This is a genomic window from Methanococcoides sp. DA23 (assembly GCF_057593895.1).
In genome coordinates, this window is the sequence record NZ_CM172520.1 from 162,850 (window position 1) to 189,091 (window position 26,242).

Consider the following 26,242-nt stretch of genomic DNA (forward strand, 5'->3'; position numbering starts at 1 on the left):
GATGTTAAGTGATAATCTAACCGTTTGTATCTTTGCTTACAATGAAGAGAAGAGAATAGGCTATGCCATTGAGAATTTGATTGATAAGTTCAAAATACTTGTAATTGATAATTACAGTACTGATGACACTCTCGAAGTCTGCAAAAAATATGGGGTTAAATATATAAGAATCGATAATGAGGGGTTCGTTGAAAGACCAAAGGTCATGAACGAAGTCTGGAATAACATCGATACCGAATACATGCTAAGAGCACTGTGCGGGGAATACTTTCCAGATGAACTTTTATCCCTCTATTCGAAAGTAGCCAATGAAAAGACACATGATGTGATCTACACTGCAAGGGTCAGCATAACTGCTGGAAAACACCTATATGTGTGGGGAAATGCAAAGAAAAGTATAAAGGGCCTTGAATCTCCTCGTTTTTCAAAAAGAGATAGCATAAACTATACCGATAATATCATACATCAGGAAGGCAAGGTTGTCTGCAACAAAAAAAGGATTCTGAGAGGATCAAAGGATGTAAATTTAATGTTTTACCAGTTCAGAGACTATGATTCTTCCTGGACCGAGGTGAAACATGGAACTTACAATGACGTAAATGCAATGTTACTTTACAATAGAGGGGATAAATACTCTTTCATAAAAATGCTCTCAATAAGTCTTAAAAGTATCCTGATAGACTACTTTTACCATGGTACCTATAGGCAGGGGCATCTGGGGTTTATGCATGCTTATTACAGGTTTCACCTTTTCATGAGCTTATATTTACGCCTATGGGATATTGAAAATAATCTTCAAAAAGATGATGTCTCAGCAATGCATGACTCAATTCGGGAACGATTGTTAGCAAAAGAAATGGATGTCAATGAATTGTTTGATTGAACCTTCATTCCTTAAATATGATGGTTAAAATATTTTGGTGTTGTTATGAAAAAACTATTGAGCATCTGCATTCCTACATATAACCGACCGGACAAGCTCCAGAATCTGTATGAGTCTTTTTTGTTGCCCGCTCTCTCAAGATATCCTGATCGGATTGAAGTGCTGGTCTGCGATAATTCTGATGATGCAAATTCCCGGATGAATCAATCGATATTAGGTGATAATGTAAATTATCACAAGAACCATGGGAACCTTGGTTTTGGTGGGAATCTTCTGGAATGTATCAAAAATGCTACTGGCGAGTTTATCTGGATAATTTCGGATGACGATGTTATATTGTGTGAAGGCTTCAATAGCCTTATTAGACGTCTTCCTTCCTATAATGATAGTAATATAGACTGCATTATACTACCTATTAACTATTTCACAATTTATGGAGCACTTATTGAGAGTAATGAAGAGAATCCTAAAAAGGAAGACATTGATTTTTCCACTTATATAACTTCCTTGTCAACAGTTCCTTTTGGATATTTTTCAAGTTCGGTTCTTCGGTTGAACAAGCAAAATCTTGATGCGATCGAAAAAGAGTTCAAAGACAACATCATCATAAACATACCACTGTTTGTCAGTATGTTAAATCCGAGCTCTCGCCTTACATTCCTGAATTTACCGGTTATAGAATATCAGGAAAGATACTTTGTCAGAATGGATATCCTTGAGTTCTTTGAGGGTTGTGATGATGTGATCCGTTACTTGCAAAGGGAATATGGTGTCAATGGTAAAATCCTGATAGACCACACATACAAAGAAGCATTGTTAATGTTATTGTCACATAGGACAAAAGTACGTCCTTATCTTAATGGTGATAATGTCAAATGGCCTTTGCTTAAAAAATTACCTGATAATTTGAACCTTAAGAGTTTAGCTTTGGCAAGCACGATTTTTCTACCGCCTTTAATCGTAAAATTGCCATATTTAATCTACCTAAGTATTTATTATGCACACTCCAGAAATGAACTCTCTTATAAGACGATTATATCACGATTTAAAATGTTAAGGATTTTCATTAAAGAGATAAATATAAATAATTGAAACGAAAAGTAAGTTAAAAAAGTGTTAACCTGAAAGAATATCAAATGTATGGTCCAGGTTTCATAAATATGCAAAATATAATTCGTTATAATATAAAAACAGTGTAGGTACTATGAATAAACACAATAATAGTGATGCACCAAAAGCTGCCATCATATATTCAGTCTCACATAACAAAGAGATAAAAGACCTTGAACTCAGCTTGGAGTTTCTTGAAACGAATCTTATTTCTATAAAAAAATATCCTATTATTGTTTTGCATAACGGACTTGATGATAAGGATATTGAGAGAATTAACAAATCCCATTCATTAACTATTCTTTTTGAGAAGATTGAAGTGATGCAACACAAATCCAATGAAAAAGAAAAATCTTACCACGAAAAAGGTTTTACTGATATTTGTTGTAACTGCTCTTATATATTAAGCACACGAGTCTACATGCATCCTGTACTTAATGATTATGAGTACGTAATGAGTTTGCATCCTGATTCCTTCTTAATTGGAAAGATTGACTATGACCCTTTTGTTTTGATGCATACTCATGGATATCTCTATTCAACAATCGATACGTTTAAAACTAAATATGGTTCAACCTGTGAACAATGTGAAATAACTGAAAAATATGTAAAAGAGAAGAACATCACCCCCTCTTTCTATTATGAACTCCTGGGGGATCTCGAAAACAGTTCTCATATATGTGCTTCTGGATTTGACATCTTAAAGCTCGATTTTTGGAGAAATCCAGATTTTAAAAGTTATTATAACTTCATTGATTCTAAATGCTCAATTAAAGGGTCTTACAATTGTGAACTCTTTATTCCATTGCTTGCAGCCTCCATATTCCTTCCAAAGGAAAAAGTACACTTCTTTAATGACATCCCATACTGGCATTGTGGATGTATGAGCAATTTTTCATTAGATATCCATTATCGTACAAAACTTGCAATCAAGAAAATGAAATTAATCAAGTTTTTATCAAATCTTTCAGAAAAGTGTAATCGGATTCGAAAAAAAGAATCAGTTACCAGTACGCCTGAAATAGATATTTTTGATTATAAAGGATTTAATTTCTTTTACAATAAAGATGGAGTTCGTGCAAATTTAATGAAGAATAAAGACTGGACATATGATGAAGATATAACAGGAATAATAATATCTGATCTCAAAAAGTCCAGCCATCCGACATTCTTGGATATAGGATCCCATCTTGGATTTATGACACTGAATGTGGTTTCAGAAATAGAAAATGTGAAAATATATGCCTTCGAACCAGGTCCTTTCCAGAGTTCTTTGCTTAAAAGGACAATCGAAATAAATGGTCTAGAAGATAAGGTCACCCTTTTCAAAGAAGCATTAAGCAACGAAGCCGGAACTGCATCCTTTGTTTGTCAGGAAACACCGGATGTTGATTGGTCTATGGGCAATGGCCTAATAGACACTCGTAGGGGAATGGGGGTGCAACAATCAATAGAGGTGGCTGTTGATACCCTAGATAGCTGGTGGGTGAAAACAGGGAAACCCTCAGTTGATGTCATCAAGATGGATACGGAAGGTGCTGAGCTATGGATATTACAAGGGGGCACTGAGTTTTTATCTACCTGTAAACCAATGATTCTTTTAGAGATACAGCCATTAAATTTGCATGTGTATCCGTATGGTGCCAAAGATATTTTTGTATGGTTCAGTGAACGTGGTTACAATTTAGAAACGATCGATGGAACTTTGTTAACACCCAATAATTTTAAAACAATTCTGAGAATCAATGAAAATTTCATAGCAAGATACAAATATTGAGGAGGGTGGGATCATAGTCAATGAAAAAACATCTCAAGGTCATATAAATCCTGTCAGAGCTGTGATTTTTTATTTATCCAGGTCTAAACCAAAGGACATCAATGAGCTAAAGCACAGCTTATCTCTTTTAGATGAGAATTTTAATGATAAATTCAGTTACCCTGTAATTGTTTTCCATGAGGACTTTACTGATACGTTGATGGATGATGTACGCAGGTCCACGAAATCAAGTATACAATTTGAAAAAATACGGTTCGAAGTGCCTGAATTTTTGGATGTGAAGGATGTCCCAGAATATGTCTATGCAGACGGCTTCGAATTCCCAATAGGGTATCGTCATATGTGCCGTTTTATGAGTGGTCTCGTATACCAGCATCCAGCTTTTGAGGATTACACGTATTATTGGAGACTGGATACTGATTCATTTTTGTTAGATAAAATTGAATATGATGTATTTGAGTTCATGGAAATAAATAGCTATGTCTATGGATATATCCATGTACTCAAAGAGCATCCTGATGTTGTAAAGGGTCTGTGGGAAACAACAATGGAATATATTAATCATAATGACATCCAACCTGAATTCTTGCAGGATTATATGGTAAATGGGGAGTGGGATATGAGTTATTATTACACGAACTTTGAGATTTCAAACTTGAATTTCTGGCGTTCTAATAATTATATGAACTATTTCGATTACCTGGATCGAAATGGCGGGATATACAAACATCGATGGGGGGATGCCCCCATACATCTACTTGGAATTTCAATGTTTGTGCCAAAGAGCAAGGTCCACAAATTCAGTGATATTTCATATCAGCATCAAGAATTTATTAATAATTATTCATTGAATGTTGCTATGTCAGGGCGGCTTAAAAAGAATTTCATGAAAACCCTCTCACCAGTCTGGAAAACATCAACTGTTCTAAAAAGGCGTTCAAAGTTGTACAGAAGGCTCATAAAATGTTTCCATCGCTGATCAATAAGTCTAAATGTAATATCTATTGAGATAATCGTAAATCATTTAATAACACATATTCATAACAATATTATACTCAATTGGGTACTTGAAATGAAAGTATTAATAATTGGAATAACAGGATTGGCAGGTTTCCATCTGTACAATCAACTTGCAAAAGATCAGCTGTATGAAATATATGGGACCTATCATACTAAAGTACCTGAAGATGATTTTGCAGATGCAGAATTATTAAAATGTGATGTTAACGATATCAGGTCAATTGAATGTGTCCTTGAGAAGTGCAAGCCCGAATGCGTTTTTCATTTTGGAGCACAGGTTACCGTTCACAACTCATTCAATGACCCGGGACCCATTTTTCAAACAAATGTGATGGGAACCGTTAATCTACTGGAATCAGTTAGAAACCTTGAATTGGATTGTAAAATATTAATTACAGGTTCAGCTGAAGAATATGGGAAGGTGCCACAGGATATGATGCCGATTAAGGAAACCTATTCTTTAAATCCAGTTAGCCCATATGGTCTGAGCAAAAAGATGCAGGAAGAAGTTGGATTGTTATACCATAAAACATACGGCTTAAACATTCTCTTTACGAGAACGTTCCATTATTCTGGTCCATACCAGCCATTGGGTTTTGTATTTCCAGATTTTGCCAAACAGATAGTTGATATTCAAAGAGGTAAGCAGAATAATGTCAAAGTTGGAAATCTCAATGCTAAAAGAGATTTTACAGATATCAGGGACGTTGTATCAGCATACGCTGCAATCATGGAAAAAGGACGTATTGGAGAAATATACAATGTATGTAGTGGTCGGTCGGTTGCAATTAACAGCATACTGGAATCAATGATCGTGCAGTCCAGAAATGATATTAAGGTACTGGTGGATAAAGATAAACTCAGGCCATTGGATGTTCCGGACTTCGTGGGAAGCAATGATAAATTGAAGAGGGACACAGGCTGGAAGCAACAATTTTCTATAGAAGATACCGTAAAGGACGTATTGGATTTTTGGACTTAAATCGAGGAGCAGAATATGAGCGTACGAATCCCGGTTGGAGATTTTAATATCGACGATGAAGAAAAGAAGGCAATATACGATGTTTTAAATGGTGGAAGAATCTCTGAATGGAAAAAGGTAAAAGAGTTTGAACATCTCTTTGCTGAATATGTTGGTACAAGATACTGTTTGGCTGTAAGTTCAGGAACATCTGCTCTGATTATTGGATTACTTTCATTGTTGTACGACACACGCTTCCCCAAAGCTAAAAAAGGAGCAAAGGTCATCACAAGCCCTGTTACCTATGTCTCCACAGTAAATTCGATAATCCTTGCCGGCTTCGAACCTGTTTTTGTGGACATCGATAAAAGGACATTCAAGCTAAATACAGAACAGCTTGAAAGAACCATTTCCGAATCTCCAGATGAGTTTGCAGGCATCTTGCCAGTTCATCTGATGGGCTACCTAAATGATATGGATGAGATCAACAGAATCGCAGAAAAGCATTCACTCTTCGTGTTTGAGGATTCTGCACAGGCGCATGGTTCCATATACCGAGGTAAAAAGGCAGGTTCTCTAGGTCTGTTGTCAAGTTTTTCATTTTATATCGCACATAATATCCAGGCCGGAGAAATGGGTTGTGTAACAACGAATGACCCTCAACTGTATAAGTTGATGAAACAATTGAAATCCAATGGTAGATTATGCAGTTGTGAGATATGTACTAGAAACAGGGGCATATGTCCTGGAGCCGCAAAATATGCGGATATGGGGGATTATGATCCACGCTTCACATTTGAATATGTTTCATATAATTTTAAGACAACAGAGTTCCCAGCAGCTCTAGCAGTTTCGCAGGTGAATCAGGCAGATAAGATATTCCAGCAAAGGCTAAACAATGTCAGCTATTTGAATGAAAAAATGAAAAAGTTCGAAGATGTATTATACCTCCCCGTCTTTGATGAAAACGTAAGTTACTTAGCATACCCGATTATGCTGAAGGAAAACTGCAAGTTCGATAGAAAGTGGATACGAAATGAACTGGAATCAAGGGGCGTAGAAAACAGACCCCTTTTTGGTTGTCTTCCAACCCAACAGCCGGTGTTTAAGCACTTAAGGTCTGAATACGAGGGAATTTTGCCGGTTGCAAATTATGTGGGACAAAATGCATTTTACATAGGTTGTCATCAGTATTTAGAAAGAAAAGACTTGGATTATGTGATAGAAGCATTTGAATCGATATTAATTGATAAATAAACACTAAGCTTTAACTCTATGTGCAGTTGAACGTATTACGGGGATTCTACATGAAAATTGGAATTGTTGTCTGGGATCTGAATATCAGTGGAGGGACACAAAGGCAGGCAATTGAGCTTGCAAGAAATTTACAGAACAAGGGTCATGAGATCTTTTTGTACTCCGTTTACTATAATGACAGAACATGTTTCCCTGAATTATTAGATAATTTGAATGTAACGTATCTGATTAAAACAGACAATGAATCAGGTAACTCAAGCTCAAGTGGTTTACTAGGGAAACTATATTCTGCTACCATAGGGTTTCATAAAAAGATCACAGATCTTCTTAATTTATTTGAGGATAATCTGGACCTGTTGAATGTTCATGATTACCTTACCTATTTTGTGGTCCCACATTTTAAGAGGAAATACAATAAGCCGGTAGTCTGGATGATGAATGATCTGCCACTGGATGATAGAAGCAACAGATTCAAAAAAAGCAGCTCACATCTTCTTGGAATGCACCTTAAAAGGTGGTTCGTAACACGTTACATCAATAAAATTGATAAAATCGTTGTTTTAGATAATTGGAATAAGGACAAAGTAAAAAACACATATGGGCGTGAGGCAATCGTTGTGAGGAGTGGACTTGACATAGGTAGTTATGAATTTAAAAGCAGGGGAAAAAATAAAAACCTTGTGATATTTTCAAATGGTATATTTTTTCCATGGAGAAGGTTTGAAGATCTGATAACTGCATTGAAAATTATTCAAGATAAAGGTAATCGTTTTGAATTCCATCATGTTGGCAGTGATAAAAGGGACCCTGAGTATGCTTCAAAAATATATGATAATGTAAGGGAGTATGGGTTGGAGGATAATGTAACGTTTCATGGTTTTGTTTCGGAAAGAATGCTCATTGATTTGTACTCTATGTCAGATGTATTTGTCTTCCCTAACTATCCGCAAACTTGGGGCCTGGCTGTTTTCGAAGCCATGGCATGCGGGACACCTGTTATCTGTTCAACCGGGGCAGGGGCACATGAAGTTCTATCCGATGGGTACAATTCGATACTGGTTCCTCCGAAGGACCCTCAAAAGATCGCAGAGAGTTTAATACGGTTATATTCAGATGATGAACTGTGGCACAAATTACATCTGAATGGAAGGAAATTTGTTGAAGAGAATATCACATGGGATCATTATGCAGAGAACATGATGGATGTCTTTAATGAAAGTTTAAAGGGGATATGATATGGATAAACAATCTAAGATCTACATCGCAGGTCATCGTGGAATGGTTGGTTCAGCTATAAAAAGAAAACTGGTATCCAAAGGTTACAACAATCTCATTACGCATACTCACTCTGAACTTGATCTTATAAATCAGAATAGTGTCAATGATTTCTTTGAAGAGGAAACACCCGAATATGTATTCTTATGCGCTGCAAAAGTAGGCGGCATACTTGCCAACAGCACATATCCCGCAGAGTTCATCTATGAGAATCTGATGATCGAAGCCAATGTAATTCATGCAGCTTTCCAACACAATGTGAAAAAGCTGCTATTTTTGGGTTCATCCTGCATATACCCCAAATTTGCACTCCAACCTTTGAAAGAAGAGTATTTGCTAACCGGTGAACTTGAGGTTACAAATGAAGCATATGCAGTTGCAAAGATTACAGGTATAAGGATGTGCAAACATTACCATCAACAGTACGGGTCAAACTTTTTTTCGGTTATGCCAACCAACCTGTATGGCCCCAACGACAACTACGATCTAGAAAATTCTCATGTTATGCCAGCACTCATCCACAAATTCCATGAAGCGAAAATAAATGATCAGCCAGAAGTGGTTGTGTGGGGCACAGGGACTCCAAAGCGTGAATTCTTGCATGTGGATGATCTAGCTAATGCTTGTATTCATCTAATGGAGAAATACGATGCATCTGACATTGGGGAATTTGTTAATATAGGCGCTGGAAAAGATCTTACAATAAGGGAACTTGCAGATATGATCAAATGCATCACTGGGTATGGAGGTAGTATTGTTTATGACACCTCTAAACCAGATGGCACCCCTCAGAAATTGCTTGATGTTTCAAAGATAAATAGCTTGGGATGGGAGCCACATATTTCGTTGAGAGATGGGATTACAAAAGTCTACCACGAATATTGCGAAATACAACAATCCATTTAATTTCTTTCCTTAGACGGTGTAATTCATGAAAATATCTATAATAACCCCCTCTCGGAATTCAGAAAGGTATATTGAGAACAATCTGAGAAGTGTACATTTGCAACAGAAAGGTGACTTTTCGATAGAACATATCATTATAGATGGCAACAGTACGGACAGGACGGTGGAGTTGGTAGAATCATTCAAAGAATAGCATAATGCCAACATACAATTGATCCAGGGCAAAGATAAGAACATGTATGATGCTATCAACAAGGGGTTAAAAGCCGCAACCGGCGACATATGGGCATGTTTGAATACCGACGACCTTTATTATCCTGGGATAGTTGATTTGGCAGTCAGGGAATTCACCAACGATTCAGAACTGGATGTAGTGTATGGATATCCTGACATGATTGATGAACATGGGGAATTTTTGCATACGTTATATCTGCCCAAATTCGATTTTGAATATCTTGTTTTGCGGGGATACTGTTTAACAATACTCCAGCCAGCATCCTTTTTACGAAGAAGAGTGATGGATAAGGTTGGTTATTTTGATATAAGTTATAACTATGCATCAGATTATGATTACTTCATTAGGGTGGGTTCTGAATGCAAAATGAAGCTGATTGAAACAAGTTTCACTCAATTTAGACAACATCCAGATGCAATAACATGCAATGAAACTACAAGATCTGTACAAACCGATGAGACGCTTTCAATTTCACAAAAATATATTGACAAATTTAATATTGATCAAAGAAGCCTATTTTTTGATAACTTAAAGTTGTATGCAAGACAACTAAAGCCTGGTAATTTAAGATATGCAATCACGAGATTAAACGAGATAAATAAATCGAATTCTTGGGGTTGTTTCTTGAAGGACCGCATCATGTGAAACAAGTACTTATGTCCTGCCAATGATATTTTTGGCGTAAACGTTTGAGATTAAGCCTTTTGTGAAAAAGATCCCACTATAAAATGAATACCAAATTAGGAATATGTATTCATCAAGAGTGCTAAATCCATATCTAAAAAACCTCATCGAAATTTGTATTAAAATAAGCATAAAAATAATAACTGTCAGTTTTAATGAGATAATTAAACTCAATATAACAAAAAGCGGATATATAGCTAAAGATAAATTGTAAATAACAAATGCAAGTTGTTTCAAAAATTCATTTTTGTTAATAGGGTACAGTACATTAAGATATCTTAAAATGGTTCTTCCATACCACTCATTTTGTTTTCTTAATTCCTTTTTTGTATGTGGATAATGTCTACCAATAAAGATTTCATTTGGATTTTGAGAAGACAAACTAAAAGTTCCAAACAAACGATAATTAAACTCTTGATCTTCACCAAAACCCAATGTCGGAATGAAACGTATATTTTCAATTAAATCTTTTCTATAAATAACAATGCCATCTGCATTCATAGTTTTTGAAATGTACTTTTCCAATTTAGTATCAATTAATGGCTTAAAATAGATTATAATAAAATCTTTATTGTTTATTTCTGAGATTGCAGAACTAATTGTATTTTCGTTAATGAAACAAGTATCACTGTCAATGAAAAAAACAAATTCTCCAGATGCAACATCAAGACCTATATTTCGTGCGTTTGCGGGGCTTGAAATAGTTCCAAAATTCTTCTCATATAATAATTTCATTTGAAAGAATTTATCAGTTAAATCATCAATGGAAGAATTAGCAATTTCAATAGTACCATCATTACTGCCACCATCAACAAGTATTAATTCAATAGGTCTATAGTCTTGCTGATACAAACTATGGATAAAATCAGATATATTTTCCGCTTCATTTAAAATAGGAACGATGCACGAAATCAGTTTTTTATCATCATAATTTTTAATAACATTGCTCATATCTATCTCACGAATTTTGTTAAGAAACCTAGTTGATGGCACTTTAACCTTTTTTTCGCAACCAATGCATTAATTAAATATAAAAGTGACGTAGATGATGTTTATATTAGGATACAATATCTAAATCGGTTGAGATGTACTTATGGATATCATACAATTTACACTCTTACTAGTGCTAACAATAACTTCAATGATCAGTATATATTTTCTACGATATTGTAAGGAATTGACTAAATATGTAAACACAGGGCCTAGCATTAGATCTGAACTCTCATTCAGGCCTTATGTGTCATTGATTATTCCAACATACAATGAGGCTGTCGTAATTGAAGATAAAATAAAGAACACCCTTCAATTAAACTATCCTTCTGAAAAACTCGAGATCATCCTAATCGATTCAGCATCAACAGATGATACTGTAAAGATCGCAGAAGGTTTTGATCAAATAAGGACAATAAGACAAACTGAAAGGCAGGGGAAATCTGCAGCACTTGCAGAGGCATTCAAAGCCGTTAGTGGCGATGTCATAGTTATCACGGACGCTGATGCTTTATTGGACAAGAATGTGTTAGTGAATGCAATGCCATATCTTTCAGATAATAATGTTGGTGCTGTGACTGGAAAACAGGTACTTGTTGATCCAAACGATACTACCTCTCATAAAGGCGAACAGTCATACCGTGATTTTTTCGACATGATCCGCTTGGCTGAAAGTAATATGCAATCGACTATGATATTCAATGGCCCCTTCATGGCTTTCAAAAAGGAAGTATTGGAAGCCCCTTCGCAAAATTCAGTTGCAGATGATACGGAAATGGCAATTCAGGTGATAAAAAAAGGGTACAGAACATTGTATGTCCAGAAAGCGATCTTCTATGAGAATATACCACTTTCAAACAAATCACGTATGAAACAAAAAGAAAGGCGTGCGCAGGGTTTGGTCCAATCCTTTTGGAGGCATCGTGGCATCGTATTCAACAAGAAATATGGTGAATTTGGAACAAAGATATTTCCTGCAGAATTCGCAGTTCATTTGATACTTCCATTTTCATTAGTAGTATCTATTATTATTTCGCTTCTCTCTTTGTATGCAAATTTTGTAGATACGATTTTCACTATGCTTGTCTATCTTATTATTGTTGTGACATATGCAATATCCGTCTATTCCAGTATCGGAAAATTCTTGAGCGACCCTGCGAAAACACAGCAAGATTCTCGAATAAGAAGTATTATCATAACGTTTTATTCATTTATACAGCTCCAATTTGCATTATTTACTGCCGCACTGAAATTAATAATATATGGAAGTGAACACAAATGGGAACAAATAGCTGATGTTCGTATAAAAATAAATAAGTAAATATAACTTCAGATTATTTTATATCACGTGCATTACATCTTGTTCCCTTGAATAATATTTACTAACAAAACATTCTGGAATTAAATAAATTATTATGTCTCCATTTATCTTTCTGCAGGTGTTTAAGCATGGGTTCAGAAACTTCAGGAAAATCAGTAGATAAAAAATTGAAAAACAGTTTGCCATACTCCCTGATGGTTATACTGGCCATATTAATGGCATTTTATATCAGGGTGAGGGCAGAATCAAGTGTATTCCTGTCAAATGGATTTATTCGATTTGGTGGCAATGATCCCTGGTATCATCTCAGGAATGTCGAATCTATGTTGCATAATTATCCCCATATGCTCTGGTTCGATGCATATACCCAATATCCAAGAGGAACACATCAGATTTTTGCACCTCTTTTTGATATGGTCCTTGCAACATTTATATGGGTGATCACATTAGGTAACCCAAGCCCGGAACAAATACAAACCATATGTGCATACTATCCAGCTCTACTAGGCGCTCTGGTAGTAATTCCAATTTACTTTGCTGCAAAATGGATATTTGATCGAAAAACAGGACTGCTTGCAGCTTTACTAATTGCAATTTCACCCGGTCAGTTCTTATCAAGATCAATAATAGGATTCAATGATCACCATATTGCAGAAGCACTTCTCACCACAATTGTGGCCATGTTCCTGATCATTGCACTAAAGAAGGCAATGAAAAATGAGATCACATTTGAAAGTCTCAAAAATGGGGATTATGCTGCATTAAAACAAGTATTCCCCTACATTATACTTATGGGTATATCTCTTGGAGCTTATTCTACTGCATGGATCGGTGCAATATTTTTCAGTTTTGTTCTTGGAGTTTATATTACGATACAGCACGTAACTGATCATATGCAAGGGCGTTCAACCGATTATCTTGCGATCATTGGAATTATCAGTTTTGCTATTGCTTTGATCATGGTCTCAATGACTCCTTTCATTGAAACTAAATCACTTACTATGAAAGGACTGCTTGCTGGAATTGTTGCATTTCCTGCTCTCACATTTATTTCCATCGAAATGAAGAAACGAAATCTTAAAACATATTATTATCCTGCTACGATAGCAGTTTTATCTATCGTTGGGGTCACAATTGCAAAGTTGGTGTCACCATCAGTTTATGCACTGATTACAAGTGTTTTCAGCTACTTCATGCGTACAGGTGGTGGCCTCACCATAGCCGAAGCCTCTCCCCTACTATCCATGGGCGGGCAGTTCTCCTTCGCTCCTTTCTGGGGCAACTTCACAACCCTTGGATACATATCGCTCTTAGCAATAGTCTTCCTCGGTTATGGAGCCTTCAAGAACAACAACACTCCCGAAAGAACATTCCTGTTGGTCTGGACATTCATGATCATATGGGCCATGCTCCAGCAGAACCGTTTTGCATATTATTATTCAGTAAATGCTGCAATCTTGTCTGCATATGTCGGTATCAAGGTTCTGGAACTTGCAGGCTGGAAAGGCCTGTTTGAGGATCTCAGATCAAAGAATAAATTCGACATCAAGAACATCAAGATCTGGCACGTACTCTCAGTTCTGGTCATCATACTGGTCTTCATGTATCCAAGTTACAACATGTCAATGCAACAGTCCCAGTATACAGGTGGTCCCAATGGTTACTGGATCGAAACTACAATGTGGCTGAACTCTAACACTCCTGACCCTGGATTGGATTATTACGAGAGCTATGAAGTGCCTGCAAAAGGCGAGAGCTACCAGTATCCTGATACTGCATACGGTGTGATGTCATGGTGGGACTATGGCCACTGGATAGAAGTGATCGGACACCGTATCCCGAATGCTAATCCGTTCCAGCAGGGAGTTGGAGGACGCAGGAACAGCATGGAGGAAGAGAACATGCCGGGTGCATCCACATTCTTCACAGCACAGTCCGAAGAAGAGGCTACCGCAGTTCTTGAGGCAATACACCCTGACCCTGATAAAGCAGGCGCACGATACATCGTCTCTGATGTGGAAATGGCAACCGGTAAGTTCTATGCAATGGCTGCATGGACCCTTGATACCAACGATTATTACATTCCTGTACAGACAGATATGGGCACACAGACAGTACCGGGACCAAGGTATTTCAATTCCATGGAATCACGTCTCCATATCTTTGACGCGAGGGGTCTTGAACAATATCGTATGGTCTATGAATCTCCTGTTGGTAACTCTGCAGAGATCGGTTACAAGAACGTTTACAATGCGCTCTTTGAAGGAGATCTCGCTTTGGAAGATTCCGGATATGTGAAGATCTTCGAGTATGTTGAGGGTGCACAGATCGTTGGTGAAGCACCGGAAGGTGAGGAAGTTGTGATCTCAACGACCATACTGACCAACATTGGCAGGACCTTCGAATACTCCCAGTCAACTGTCTCGGATGGAACTTACTCCTTTACAGTGCCATATTCCACACAGGGACCAATTGAAGGGGAGACCCAGTTCGTCACCATGCCTGTTGGACCTTACAAGATCACCTCTGGTGGTGTCGTGGAAGAAGTAGATGTCAGTGAAAGGGATGTACTTGATGGAAATGTGATAGAGGTCTGATGCACAGGTTTTGTGCATCTTCCAGCAATGCATTTTTAGTGCTTTGCTGGGCCAACCATCATGATCTGACAAAGAAGGTCTATGCGTACAAATTTGCAGGGAAGCGCTACGATACCGGTGACAAGTTCGGTTATGTGCAGGCGGTAATTGATTTTGCGATCTGTAATGAGGACTAAGGTCCTAAGGTAAGGGAATATCTGAAGACCATTCCCGATATGTGACCAACATCTGATTACATTTCCATTCTTTTTCTTTTTTTCCGCTACTTACTAATATCATTGTGTAAAACCTACTCTCAGGTGACAACATTGGAAAGTAAGATCAAAGGAAAAGCTTGGGTATTCGGCGATGATGTCGATACTGATGTCATTATCCCTGGTAAGTATCTCAGGACAACTGATATGCAGGTTTTCGCTGACCATGCGATGGAGGGCATCGATCCTGATTTTTCGAAGAAGGTCCATAAAGGCGATGTGGTCGTTGGAGGAAGCAATTTTGGATGTGGTTCTTCAAGGGAACAGGCAGCGCTTGCTTTAAAATATGCGGGTGTTTCCTGCGTTATCGCTAAGTTCTTTGGTCGCATCTTCTTCCGTAATGCTATCAATGTAGGTCTTCCTCTCATGGAGGCCGATATTGAGTGCAATGAAGGTGATACTGTTGAGGTCGATCTGCACGAGGGATTGGTGACCGTTAACGGTAAAGTCTTCAAGGGCAACAAGCTTCCTGATTTCCTTCTTGAGATCCTGACAGATGGCGGCCTTGTTGAGCACAGGAAAGCGTTGCAGAAAAAGGACCAATAAATGATATTTCCTGATGAGTACAAGTGTGTCGGTGTGACCGGTATATCTCCTGATGAAGTGCACGAGGATATTATCTATTTCCTTTCGGACTATATGATCGTTGAAGATCAAATAAGTGAGTCCGAGATCGAATATTCCGTTTATCATGTGAACAAGAAAGGAACTGAACTTCTGCGTGAAATTGAGAGCATTGAGCTTATCGCTTCGAAGGGACAGGTCATAAAATATGGACCTCAACTGAACATAAAGGACAGGACCCTTCTTATAGACACAGCGGTGGAACTGTGCAAAGGTGATGTGAACACTGTGATCTTCACAGGTGTTGATAATCACGTGACCTTTGTCCACTCCCCGTCATTATCTGAGATCGTGGAGATCGAGATAGTCGATGTCGTACCTCCGGTCCCTTCGTGGCTTTCCCATGTTGTAAGACGGCTCGAAACGAGTGGCATTTTCGGGGACCTCGGAGTTCGTTTTACCGAGAATGTCATTGACCTTTCACAGTTCGAGGGTGAGAACACTGTGTTCCCATGTTCGTGTTCCGGTCTGAAGGGCAAGTTCCTTGACTGCGATACTGTCATGGAGGATGGTGCATTGCTTGTTGGCTGTGAGATATCGAAACAACTTTTTGAGACGCGTTTTCCTGATATAAGTTATTCAATGGTGAACATCTGTCCTTTCAAGTCCGACATTTTCAAACCGACAAAACCTTTCATAACCCGATGCTGCCGTTCTGAGAAGTCAGGCAGGGTCACAATCAATGATGTGGAAGGGGTAGTGGTCCACTGGGGTGCTTCGGAGTATTTCGTTTCAGAGGCTGTCAGGGACCTCGCACTTGATATTGCAAAGAAAAGGGCATGATCTTATGGTTGGAAAAATGAGAGTTGCGATAGTCGAAGGCGATGGTATCGGGAAAGAGGTGATTCCTGCGGCAGTAGAGGTTCTTGATGCGCTTGACCTTCCCATTGAGAAGGTCCCGCTTGAACTTGGATATGGTAAATGGGAAAAATGTGGCGTTGCCATTGATGAGAATGATCTTGAAATACTGAAAAGCTGTGATTGTGTACTATTCGGTGCGATCACCACTCCTCCTGACCCGAACTACAAAAGTGTTCTTCTTACCATTCGTAAAGAACTTGATATGTATGCTAACATCCGCCCGATAAAACCGCTTCCCGGGCTGACTGGTGTGACAGGCAAGAATGATTTTGATCTTGTGATCGTGAGGGAGAACACCGAAGGGATGTATTCCTCCATCGAAGAGATACACGATGATGTGGCATATACAAAGCGTGTAGTGTCCCGGAAAGGGTCCGAGCGCATTGCAAGAAGTGCCTGTAAACTTGCAAAAGAGAGAAAGAATGAGATAACCATCGTGCACAAATCCAACGTTTTGAAATCCGATACCCTTTTCCTTGGTGTTTGCCGGGAGGTCGCTGCTTCTGAGGGAGTGGAGTACAGTGATATGCTTGTGGATGCCATGGCATATAGTCTGATGTCATATCCGGAAAGGTATGATGTGGTGGTGACCACAAATCTTTTTGGTGATATACTCAGTGACATGTCGGCAGCTCTTGTTGGTAGCCTTGGGCTTGTGCCAAGTGCGAACATCGGTGATAAATATGCTTTTTTCGAACCTGTACATGGCAGTGCTCCGGATATCGCAGGACAGGGTATCGCTAATCCGATTGCGGCTATCCTCAGTATGAAGATGATGCTTGAATGGATGGGCTATGAAAGGGAAGCGGCTCTGGTAGAGAGTGCAGTGGAATTCAGCATAAAGGAGAACATTACCACTCCTGACCTTGGTGGCAACTCCAGTACTTCCGATGTAGGTAAATTGATGGCTGATCACATTCGGAACAATCTCTGAAAAATAGAATTGTAACCCCTTATTTCCAAGGGGTTCGCATTTTTTGAAAGATCCTCTCAGCCAGTTCCTAACAAGGCTCCAACTCCTGATATTGTGATGACCGCACTGAGTGCTGATACCCAGACCATTATCACGAAGTCCTTTGTTGCCCTTAGGATGTGTCCACCATCAACGAAGCGCAGGAGGAGGGCCGACATTAGCGAATGTGATACCATAATGAGCAATATCATTGCAGAGAGCACCTCTATGTTACCGATGTCCGGGTTTATGACCATCCCCATCCCCATATTATCAGGCATGGACATCGTTGAGAACATGTCCTGCATCAGATCGACCACTCCAATAGAAATGTAAAGTGTGAATCCTATGCCACCTGTAAGTCCGTAAAGCACTCCCACAAGACTTGATGCGGATTGGTATCTCCTTTTCCTGAGATTCACAATACGGTGGAAGTTGGTGGCTATCATATCCCCGATGATCTCCGGTTGTCCCCCGAGGTTAGTGGCTTCAACGAACATGCCACTGAAACGCTGGATAAGATTGCTTCCTGTATTGGCTGCAAAGAAGTTCCATGATTTTTTTTTATCCACGCGGGTATTCAATCTTTTGTAAAGCGAGTTCACATCTTTGGTAAGGGGACCAAAATCATGTATTCGCAGGGCTTTGAGTGCTTCATCTATAAGTCCCCCTCTTGCACCTGCGGAACTTCCGAGGGAACGTATAAGGGAAGGATAGTTCTCATCTTTTCTTTTGATATTCTTCTCTATATCTGATGCAACATGGCCGATATAGAAAAGAGGTGTTAGTACCACGGCAACAGCAATGGGCAGGTCGAGCTTTCCATATAAGACGACTGCAATGGCTGCAACGATACATCCTGCAATTGATATCGGGATCGACTGGTAAAGTTTGATCTTTGATTTTGTCAATATCTTTGTCTGTTGCCAGATAGGGTCCTTTGGTACCTTTGATCTTGTGAATGCTATCATCACCATATCAGTACCAATGAAAACAACAACAACTATTGCCATTAGCATCATTACATCCATTCCGGTTATGACCGGCATGATTATTGCAAAGGACGCAAGGAATATCAGCGCCATGATAAGGGATATGAACAGTTCTTTGATAACTTCTACAGCGTAGAGGGCACTGTTATACATTGATTCGTATTCATTCATTACCACGTTCTGTTCGGCTTTAAGGAATGATTGTATATCTTCTCCTGACTGAAGCCCATGGGCAAATCTGTCAAGGAAGTCCTCATAAAGGACAGATGGTGTTCTCTTCGAACCAAAACGGCATGCATCAGCCAAGCTCATGTTCCATACCGTGACCAGGTCGTATATCTTCTCACTTTCCTTTGCAAGGAATCCATAACTCTCATTCTTGGAAACGATCTTGATTATATCAAGTCTCGGTGTTTCTGCAGTTGAGATGACGCCCATATGTGTAATGTAATAGTGTATATTGTTGTCTATTTGGGCGGCCTTTCCTCCAAGTACGGAGAATGGATAATAGAACACAAAAATTATACAGATCACAGGGAGAAATGCCGGGATCAACGCTGTGTTCCCTGTGAAAAGGTCAGGCAACAACACATAAATTACAATTGAGAATATGAACCCAAAAGCTACTACTGGAGCTGCAATTTTCCTTGCATAGTCCTTCGGGTTCATTTCCATTGCATTGAATGCCTTTAGAAAGTCCATTTATATTCCTCATACTGCAAATGGCAATCCGTCAACACCATGCTTATAAAAGTTCACAATTATTTCGAGAACATCATAATAATCCTTGATGCCTCTCTCATTCATTTCGTCCAGTATCCTTGCCCTTAACATCAGGTCCTTGTAAATATCCCTTTTATCTTCATATCCAAGCTGTGTGGCTATCTTGTTCTCAAGAATGTAACTGTTGTTCAAGCCTCTAAAGGTATGGGAATCGGTTTCCGGGTCCCACTGGAATACAGCTCTTGTAACAACGCCGCCGGCGTCTTCGTAGTATCCTTCGATCTCTTCAACTGCGAGACAACGCCTGAGGAACTTTCCTTTACGATATACAGCGGACAATATCATCGCGACATTGAGGTTATCGATGAAGGTAACTGGAACGTTTATGGGGTCACCTGTTAGACGCTGTATCATCTTTGTTACTGCAGATGCGTGGAAAGTAGCCAATACCGGGTGACCTGTCTGCATACCCTGGAAAGCTACTGCTCCTTCTGCACCACGAATTTCACCAACGATGATATAGTTCGGTCTGGACCTTAGAGCCGCTTTTAGAAGGGCGAAAGTGTCAACCCTCGATTCGGGTGGTCCATCCTCACGTGTTATCAACTGCTGCCATACCGGATGGGGGGGCTGAACCTCTGCTGTATCTTCTGCTGTGAATATCTTGGCAGTAGGGTTCACGAAAGGAAGGCAAGCATTAAGCATGGTGGTCTTTCCACTAGCAGTTTCACCACTAAAGAATATGCTCATTCCATTCTCAAGACACATCCACATGTAAGCGGCCATTTCAGAACTGAGTGCTCCCCACATGATAAGTTCTATGATACTTACAGGAACTTCACTGAACTTACGCATGGTAAAACTACTACCACGCTTACTGACATCAAGACTGTAGATGATGTTGATACGGGAACCATCCGGCAGTGCACCATCCGCAATTGGTTTTGCATCACTGACCGGTCTTCCTATCCTTTCACTCATACTCCTGAGCCATTGGTCAAGTCCTGCCTCATCTCCGAAGGAAAGGTCTGTCTTCATCATTCCAAATATCTTATGTACGATAAAAACACCGACTGTTCCAATGCTATGAATATCTTCAAGATATGGATCTCTGATTATCGGTTCAATTGGGCCGGATCCGATAATGTTCCTTTCGATGTGATACTGGAGATTGTTGAGCTCCTGTTGTGTTACAGGTATGGTTTTCGTTTTTGGCAGTATCTTCTCGATGATGTTCACTTTTTCTTCACCGATCTGCCCACCTGCACCAACATTGATCGCGCTATTCAAAAGTTTGACAATAAGGTCTTTAAGTTCTTCCTCGTTATCCGGGATCGGTTCGTTTGCCGATCTTTCAAGGATCAGGTCCATTATTGCATCATACTTCTTTTTTTCAAGATCGTTAAGTAAGGGTTCAATTGAATAGTATCCTATCTCTCCCATTTCCGGAGTTCCATAAATATGAATAAAGACCGGGTCTCCAACGGGAAAAATTACGTTGACATATTCTTCGTCCTGCAGTTCCTTTGAGAGGCCAGCAACAAATTCCGGTTGATGCCCTGTTCTGTTTACAAAGCCTTTGATATATACCCCAAGATGTGGGTTTCTTTGTAATGCTTTCTGATACTCAGGTTCCACTTAAAACACCTCTATTCATGGCCTCAGCCTACAGATGCAATTTCCACTACAAGCCCGACCTTTGGTTCTATCCTGAAGCCTATCATCTGCCCAACAGGTCCTTTTGCACCAGTGAACTTGTTCACAACTACCTTACGTTTTACTTCAGCACCCAATGCTTTCGATTTTAATGTCATGTAGACATCACAGGAAGAGCGGAACATGGATGCGAGATCGTCTCCAAGTTCACTTGGTTCTATTGTCAGTATAATGACCTTTCCCATCCCGTTGAGCTTTTTGAAAAATGAGATGAGTTCCAGGCTTTTTTCAGTATTTGCGCTGTACTTTATTAGTGAGGATATCGTGTCTATCACGATCACGTCCTTTTCGAAAAGCTCTTTTGCACCCATCAGCCTTTCAATGAAATCAATTCTCGATTTTGCAGACTGTACTAATGGCATGACCGGAATGTAGAGCAGTCTTCCTTTCAAAAGATGTGATGCTATGGGGTAATTAAGGGAATACATCTGGTTGATGTATCCCTTTGTTGTCAGTTGGGTCGAGACGAATGTGACACTCGTATCTTTTTCTATCAGGCCGTATGTTATACGCTGGCATATGGTACTTTTTCCACCACCACTGCCGCCTTCGATAACTACGAGGGAGCCTTTTGGGAATCCTCCTCCAAGTTTGTCGTTTAATTCATCACTCTGGATCTCAAAAGAATAAACTGTTGACATTTTTCCCTCTCTTATATTCTGAAATCCATTGAATCTGACTTACCATTCTCTGCGGCTATAAGCAGTCGATGGTCTCCATCACTTAATGTGTCAGTGACCGTGACATTGATCATCAGCAGATACCCGGGTCGCCAAAGCACGTCCTGGTCGAACAGTGAAATATCGAGCTCATCGGGATATACATATAGCCCATCGACGAATATATCCATATATTCAGTATCAAGTTCGGTCTTTCCAGTGTTCTTGGCATAGAATGTGTATTGCTTTGTGGTGGTGTTATAAGGTATCATTTCAGGATCACTTATGATCGTAATATCCGTTTTTAGCTGTTCGGACAACACCTTACTGTTTGATGCAGTTGCACTTGTAAGGGATTGAACATTGGATGTCATTATCGCTACAACTGTCATGGCTATCAGTATCGCAGTTATGAAAAAGATCATGTGCGTAATTGCAGTCTCTGCTCTTCTGTCATCAGCAAAAGTGCAAATATGTAACTTTTTTGTGAATGCCATTTATACACCTTAAGGATGGGAGTAAAAAATCCGATTACTTATCTTTAACTTATGCGGCTATGTCCGGATGACCAGTTCTATATGCAATTATACCAATATTTGTCACAACTTTCACTCTTTTGTCTGTGTCTCCAGAGTCATCCTCTACTGAAAATATCTTTGTTTCACCTGGATACCATTTTTCAGTGTTAGGGGTATATGTGTAGCTGATCACTCTTCCGTCTAAGAGGATGCTCATTTCATCAGAATCAAGTACAATATTTCCATTGTTTGTAATGGTTAGATTCAAAGTTGAGCTCGTATTGTCCAATATCATTGAATCTATCTCAATTGCGCTGTTAAGCTTCTGATATTGCATATTATATTTCACGTCTTCAGCATCAGTAACAATATCATTTGAAGTGCTCATCACAGCATAGGAGTGTGTTCCAAGAACAAGGGCGGATATGAAGAATATTGAGATCACGACCGTAGTCTCAAATCCCATAAAGTTCCTCCAATCCGTGTTTCACCTTTGCCATTTCTCTGTCGGTCATGCTGAGCATGGTCCTGTCTATCTTACGTCCACAAAGCCGTTCGATGAAAAGAAGTGATTTTGTGTGGTCTTCCGGTAAAAGTCTCCATGTGGGTTTTTCCACATAATAATCAATTCCTCTGGCATAGGCCATTATCTCGAATCGGACCTCTTCACTTATCCATTCGATATCAACGTAATAATCAAGGGCGTCCATGAGGTTATTTCTGCCGACCCGCTCCATCAGGAACTCTATCCAGTTTAGCAGAATGACCACGCTCATGGGATTCTTTTTGATGGATTCCAGGCGGACCAGGGGGATCCTTTCAGAGTCTCCCTCATTTCCATTGTTCCAGTTATTAGACCCTGAGTTTTGAGATGTATTGGAGTTTGCGGATTGCTGTGTCCTTTCGAGAAACGCTTGTTCCAGTTTATTTTCCAGTTCCGTAAGGTCAAGTTTCTCAAGTTCTTCGATCCTTTCTGAAAATATAGTTGTGGTCTGTGCCATATCAATGATGTTCGTTTCCATCTGGTGGGATCTTTCTGAAAAGTCCTTGAGGTTCCCTGAAATATCATTGATATTTTCCTGTAATGCTATAAGCGCGTCCGCAAAGACATCCATCTTCGTTTCGATGTCGGTCATCTTGGCTTCTGTCTCAACAGAAACTCCAGGCATTTTCATACTTTGGTGAAGGGCTTCGATCTCGTTTTTGAGCATCAGGGTAAAATCGGCTACCTCTGATACCCTCTTTTCAGTTTTGTCAAATCGCTCGATGGTTGCAGTACTGTTCTGCTCATCGCCTACGAATGGATTAACCTGATTTGAAACTATCTCGTACAATGATAATAGTTCAAGCACACTCTGATCGATCTTCTCAACAGTCGTCTTAACGTCCTGATTCTCTCTCTGTACTGATGAGATCGCCACGTCTATCTTTGACAGTTTGTTCTCGAGTGCCTTTATTTTGTCCGCGTTCTCATCCACACGTTTGTCATCAACTACCGGAGCTTGTGATGCAGATTCGTTCGCGTTCATACCCGGAGGTCCGAAAGGCTGAGCTGAGGATGGTCCCGATGGTGTTCCCCCGGGGAAATTATTTGCATCACCAAAATTAGGAGTGTCTGCTGCAAAAGGGGAGCCAGATGCATCAAATGGAGACGCTTGTGCTCCAAAAGGTGACCCTTCGATTTCGCTGCTCCCTTTTTTTCGAAGAATTCCGTTGGTGAGCTTCTTCAGAGTATTATTTAATCCCGCCATTTTTTTCACGGACTGTTTTAATTATGATTTTATATTAATTAGACATATATATAATATACATTGTATCAGTCTATTATATAAATATATTTCCAAAAAAATACCAAAACATAAACTCTACTTTGATATTGCAGATCCTATAATAAATATTTAAGATATAACCTATTTAAAATAAAATAATATTTAAGATAAAAAGAGCGGATGTCTCCTTTTACCCAATTATGCGTGTTCCCAGACGAACGCCTGTTACTTTTTCGGTTTTGACAGCTTCCTGGAGTACGACCTCAAGAACGTCTTGTGGATCGGTTCCATCCATAATGATGGTGTCGATATTACAGCGCTCGATGATCTTTGAGGCAAGAGGGTCTACCGGGGACTTGGAGCCTGCTTTCATCTCTGTTGAGATCACAATGCCGACAAGTTCCTTTGCAGTCATCACATCAAATTTCTTGGCATCGGGGTCTTCTCTGGGGTCACTTGAATAGACTCCGTCAACAGATGTTGCAATTACCATCATATCTGCGTTCAGGTACTCTGCAAGAATGGCTGATACGGCATCAGTGGTCTGACCGGGTATGACTCCTCCCATCACAACGATCTTTCCTGATGCAAGGGCAGATTCTGCTTCCTTATATGTGGTCGGTGGTTCCGGATAAGCGGTGTTCCCAAGTGCAGCGATAAGAAGTTGTGCATTTAAGCGCGTGATATCAATTCCAATGAAATCACATACTACTTCATTGGCTCCGACACCTCGGGCAACATCAATATAGTTCCTTGCAGCAACACCGCCACCGGTCACTACCACGATCTGATGTTTACGTGCCAGTTCTTTCAATGCTGAAGCATATGCGGAGAAATGCTTAGGGTCAAGATCTTTTGCGAGTATGGACCCGCCTACTGATAATACGATTAGCATGATGATCTTTCATCATAATGTTGTCAATGGTTTAAATCTATCGGCACTCTGTGGAAGATCGAAGCACAGCTCGGTCATTATGTCGATGTTAAAAGAACCTATCAATATGAAAAATAAAAATAGTAATGGAATAAGTAAGCTTATTCCATTGAGATAGCGTCTGTTGGACAGCTGTCCACACATACACCACAGTCAATACAGTCGTCAGCGCTCACTAAAGCGATGTTCTCTCCGTCCATTGAGATCGCTTCAGATGGGCAATCGTCTACACATGCTCCGCATCCTACACATTCGTCTCTGTTAATTACTGCTACCATTGTTCATTTCTCCTATTAAATTTGAATCTAATTATATGAGTGCAAAATTTGCAATATACCCATTAAATAAGTTAGATAAAAAGGTATCGATTATCCAAAAAAAGTTTCTATTTTTTGAAAAATTGCGCTTCTCCTCTGCAATTTATATTTGTTCTCTAATATGCGTCAGTGTTTGGGATCATGTAAAAACAGTCTCCATATAATACTTCATTCTAATAAGGTGTCTGCAGACAAATTATCATTACAATCTTATTTTTTGACGAAACCGTTTAATATATTCAAGATGTCTGCTGTTCGGTGGATCCTGTGGTGGCGATCATAAAAAATAATAATGCAGTGGCACCTGCAATTGGAGCAGTTCTGTTGGTGATCATGACAGTTCTCCTTGCAGGCGCAGTGGCAACAACTGTTGTAAGCACCGGTTCTATTCTATCCCTGTCTTCTTCCACTCCTGTGGCGATGATCGAAGTGAACGATGCTTTGGGTGGTGTTCCGAATGCGGTGCAGTACAAAGAGAATTTCGTTATACTTGAACACAAGGGTGGAGATCCTCTTGATCTTGATTCTACCTTTGTGGTTCTCAGTGGAGAGGGTAGCAGTTATGTGGGTCAGGTAGGCAATGGTGGGTTCAAGGTCTATGGGCAACTCACTGCGAAATATTTTGACCTTACGCCGGAGGGTTCATGCTTTACATATATTAGCAATAATCCATGTATCGATGATGGACTGTGGTCAGCAGGCGAGATCCTGGTGTTGAATGGGGATGACAGTATAAATGGTACAGATGCTTCCACTGTTCATGTAAGTGTAAATGGCTATTTCGACACTTCCAATAATTACGGTTTCAAGGATGGGGGAACTGTCACGGTAAAGATATTCGATGGTTTGACAGAACGTGTGATCTGCGAAGATGTTGTGTATGTAAGACCTTTCGAATAATTTTAAT

The 26,242-nt window shown here is 39.5% G+C and carries 24 protein-coding genes and 1 pseudogene; 16 read left to right on the forward strand and 9 right to left on the reverse strand.

Translation table 11 applies throughout. The annotated features are described in order from the left end of the window. Position 1 precedes the first annotated feature (1 nt). The 9 genes and pseudogenes from AC20MK_RS00750 to AC20MK_RS00790 all read left to right on the forward strand — a co-directional run bounded on the left by AC20MK_RS00750 (position 2) and on the right by AC20MK_RS00790 (position 10,069). On the forward strand, positions 2-883 hold the full coding sequence (locus AC20MK_RS00750; RefSeq protein ID WP_487356117.1) for a glycosyltransferase: 882 nt from the start codon (positions 2-4) through the stop codon (positions 881-883). A 45-nt stretch (positions 884-928) separates the two neighbouring features. After that, positions 929-1,975: a glycosyltransferase family 2 protein gene (locus AC20MK_RS00755; RefSeq protein WP_487356118.1), complete on the forward strand. Its 1,047-nt coding sequence runs from the start codon at positions 929-931 to the stop codon at positions 1,973-1,975. Between the two features lie 112 nt (positions 1,976-2,087). Beyond that, positions 2,088-3,770, forward strand: coding sequence for an FkbM family methyltransferase (locus AC20MK_RS00760; RefSeq protein ID WP_487356119.1), 1,683 nt, complete (start codon positions 2,088-2,090; stop codon positions 3,768-3,770). A 199-nt stretch (positions 3,771-3,969) separates the two neighbouring features. After that, positions 3,970-4,749: a glycosyltransferase family 15 protein gene (locus AC20MK_RS00765; protein WP_487356120.1), complete on the forward strand. Its 780-nt coding sequence runs from the start codon at positions 3,970-3,972 to the stop codon at positions 4,747-4,749. 93 nt (positions 4,750-4,842) lie between these two features. Continuing rightward, a complete protein-coding gene (locus AC20MK_RS00770; protein ID WP_487356121.1) occupies positions 4,843-5,772 on the forward strand; it encodes a GDP-mannose 4,6-dehydratase in 930 nt (309 codons plus the stop codon). A 15-nt stretch (positions 5,773-5,787) separates the two neighbouring features. Further along, on the forward strand, positions 5,788-7,008 hold the full coding sequence (locus tag AC20MK_RS00775) for a DegT/DnrJ/EryC1/StrS family aminotransferase (protein ID WP_487356122.1): 1,221 nt from the start codon (positions 5,788-5,790) through the stop codon (positions 7,006-7,008). Between the two features lie 50 nt (positions 7,009-7,058). Further along, on the forward strand, positions 7,059-8,243 hold the full coding sequence (locus tag AC20MK_RS00780) for a glycosyltransferase family 4 protein (RefSeq protein ID WP_487356123.1): 1,185 nt from the start codon (positions 7,059-7,061) through the stop codon (positions 8,241-8,243). Between the two features lies 1 nt (position 8,244). Beyond that, on the forward strand, positions 8,245-9,189 hold the full coding sequence (locus AC20MK_RS00785) for a GDP-L-fucose synthase family protein (RefSeq protein WP_487356124.1): 945 nt from the start codon (positions 8,245-8,247) through the stop codon (positions 9,187-9,189). 25 nt (positions 9,190-9,214) lie between these two features. Next, positions 9,215-10,069, forward strand: a pseudogene (locus tag AC20MK_RS00790) (glycosyltransferase family 2 protein). Positions 10,070-10,078: 9 nt separating this feature from the next. Here the strand turns inward: AC20MK_RS00790 and AC20MK_RS00795 are convergent. Next, a complete protein-coding gene (locus AC20MK_RS00795; RefSeq protein WP_487356125.1) occupies positions 10,079-11,059 on the reverse strand; it encodes a glycosyltransferase family 2 protein in 981 nt (326 codons plus the stop codon). A gap of 226 nt (positions 11,060-11,285) precedes the next feature. Between AC20MK_RS00795 and AC20MK_RS00800 the strand changes: the two genes are divergently transcribed. From AC20MK_RS00800 to AC20MK_RS00825, 6 genes are all read left to right on the forward strand, one after another. Continuing rightward, on the forward strand, positions 11,286-12,419 hold the full coding sequence (locus tag AC20MK_RS00800; RefSeq protein WP_487356126.1) for a glycosyltransferase: 1,134 nt from the start codon (positions 11,286-11,288) through the stop codon (positions 12,417-12,419). A gap of 128 nt (positions 12,420-12,547) precedes the next feature. Then, a complete protein-coding gene (locus AC20MK_RS00805; RefSeq protein ID WP_487356127.1) occupies positions 12,548-15,016 on the forward strand; it encodes an oligosaccharyl transferase, archaeosortase A system-associated in 2,469 nt (822 codons plus the stop codon). Continuing rightward, complete coding sequence (locus AC20MK_RS00810; RefSeq protein ID WP_487356128.1) at positions 15,016-15,192, forward strand: hypothetical protein; 177 nt, start codon at positions 15,016-15,018, stop codon at positions 15,190-15,192. The genes AC20MK_RS00805 and AC20MK_RS00810 overlap by 1 nt, the downstream gene beginning before the upstream one ends. Positions 15,193-15,324: 132 nt before the next feature. After that, positions 15,325-15,816, forward strand: coding sequence for a LeuD/DmdB family oxidoreductase small subunit (locus AC20MK_RS00815; RefSeq protein WP_487356129.1), 492 nt, complete (start codon positions 15,325-15,327; stop codon positions 15,814-15,816). Further along, complete coding sequence (locus AC20MK_RS00820) at positions 15,817-16,677, forward strand: DUF7714 family protein (RefSeq protein WP_487356130.1); 861 nt, start codon at positions 15,817-15,819, stop codon at positions 16,675-16,677. 16 nt (positions 16,678-16,693) lie between these two features. Continuing rightward, a complete protein-coding gene (locus AC20MK_RS00825) occupies positions 16,694-17,689 on the forward strand; it encodes an isocitrate/isopropylmalate family dehydrogenase (RefSeq protein WP_487357033.1) in 996 nt (331 codons plus the stop codon). Between the two features lie 56 nt (positions 17,690-17,745). Here AC20MK_RS00825 and flaJ read toward each other — a convergent pair whose 3' ends face one another. The 8 genes from flaJ to AC20MK_RS00865 form a co-directional block, all read right to left on the reverse strand. Continuing rightward, entirely contained in the window at positions 17,746-19,401 is a 1,656-nt protein-coding gene (gene flaJ / locus AC20MK_RS00830; protein ID WP_487356131.1) for an archaellar assembly protein FlaJ, read from the reverse strand. A 9-nt stretch (positions 19,402-19,410) separates the two neighbouring features. Next, the gene (locus AC20MK_RS00835; RefSeq protein ID WP_487356132.1) at positions 19,411-21,060 is read right to left on the reverse strand and encodes a type II/IV secretion system ATPase subunit; all 1,650 of its coding nucleotides are present in this window, start codon (positions 21,058-21,060) and stop codon (positions 19,411-19,413) included. 23 nt (positions 21,061-21,083) lie between these two features. After that, positions 21,084-21,779 (reverse strand): archaellum protein ArlH, encoded by a 696-nt coding sequence (gene arlH, locus AC20MK_RS00840; protein ID WP_487356133.1) that lies wholly within the window; start codon positions 21,777-21,779, stop codon positions 21,084-21,086. Between the two features lie 11 nt (positions 21,780-21,790). Then, positions 21,791-22,294 carry an archaellum stator protein ArlG gene (gene arlG, locus AC20MK_RS00845; RefSeq protein WP_487356134.1) on the reverse strand — a complete coding sequence of 168 codons (504 nt, stop codon included), beginning with the start codon at positions 22,292-22,294 and terminating at the stop codon, positions 21,791-21,793. A 49-nt stretch (positions 22,295-22,343) separates the two neighbouring features. After that, positions 22,344-22,781: an archaellum stator protein ArlF gene (gene arlF, locus AC20MK_RS00850; protein WP_487356135.1), complete on the reverse strand. Its 438-nt coding sequence runs from the start codon at positions 22,779-22,781 to the stop codon at positions 22,344-22,346. Next, a complete protein-coding gene (locus tag AC20MK_RS00855) occupies positions 22,771-24,066 on the reverse strand; it encodes a FlaD/FlaE family flagellar protein (RefSeq protein ID WP_487356136.1) in 1,296 nt (431 codons plus the stop codon). Before AC20MK_RS00855 ends, arlF begins: the two co-directional genes overlap by 11 nt. A gap of 208 nt (positions 24,067-24,274) precedes the next feature. Next, positions 24,275-24,979 carry a UMP kinase gene (gene pyrH, locus AC20MK_RS00860; RefSeq protein ID WP_487356137.1) on the reverse strand — a complete coding sequence of 235 codons (705 nt, stop codon included), beginning with the start codon at positions 24,977-24,979 and terminating at the stop codon, positions 24,275-24,277. Between the two features lie 140 nt (positions 24,980-25,119). Next, on the reverse strand, positions 25,120-25,296 hold the full coding sequence (locus AC20MK_RS00865; RefSeq protein WP_487356138.1) for a 4Fe-4S binding protein: 177 nt from the start codon (positions 25,294-25,296) through the stop codon (positions 25,120-25,122). A 309-nt stretch (positions 25,297-25,605) separates the two neighbouring features. On the opposite strand from AC20MK_RS00865, the gene AC20MK_RS00870 reads away from it, so the two are divergent. After that, positions 25,606-26,235 carry a type IV pilin N-terminal domain-containing protein gene (locus AC20MK_RS00870; RefSeq protein ID WP_487356139.1) on the forward strand — a complete coding sequence of 210 codons (630 nt, stop codon included), beginning with the start codon at positions 25,606-25,608 and terminating at the stop codon, positions 26,233-26,235. The last annotated feature ends 7 nt before the right edge of the window (positions 26,236-26,242 follow it).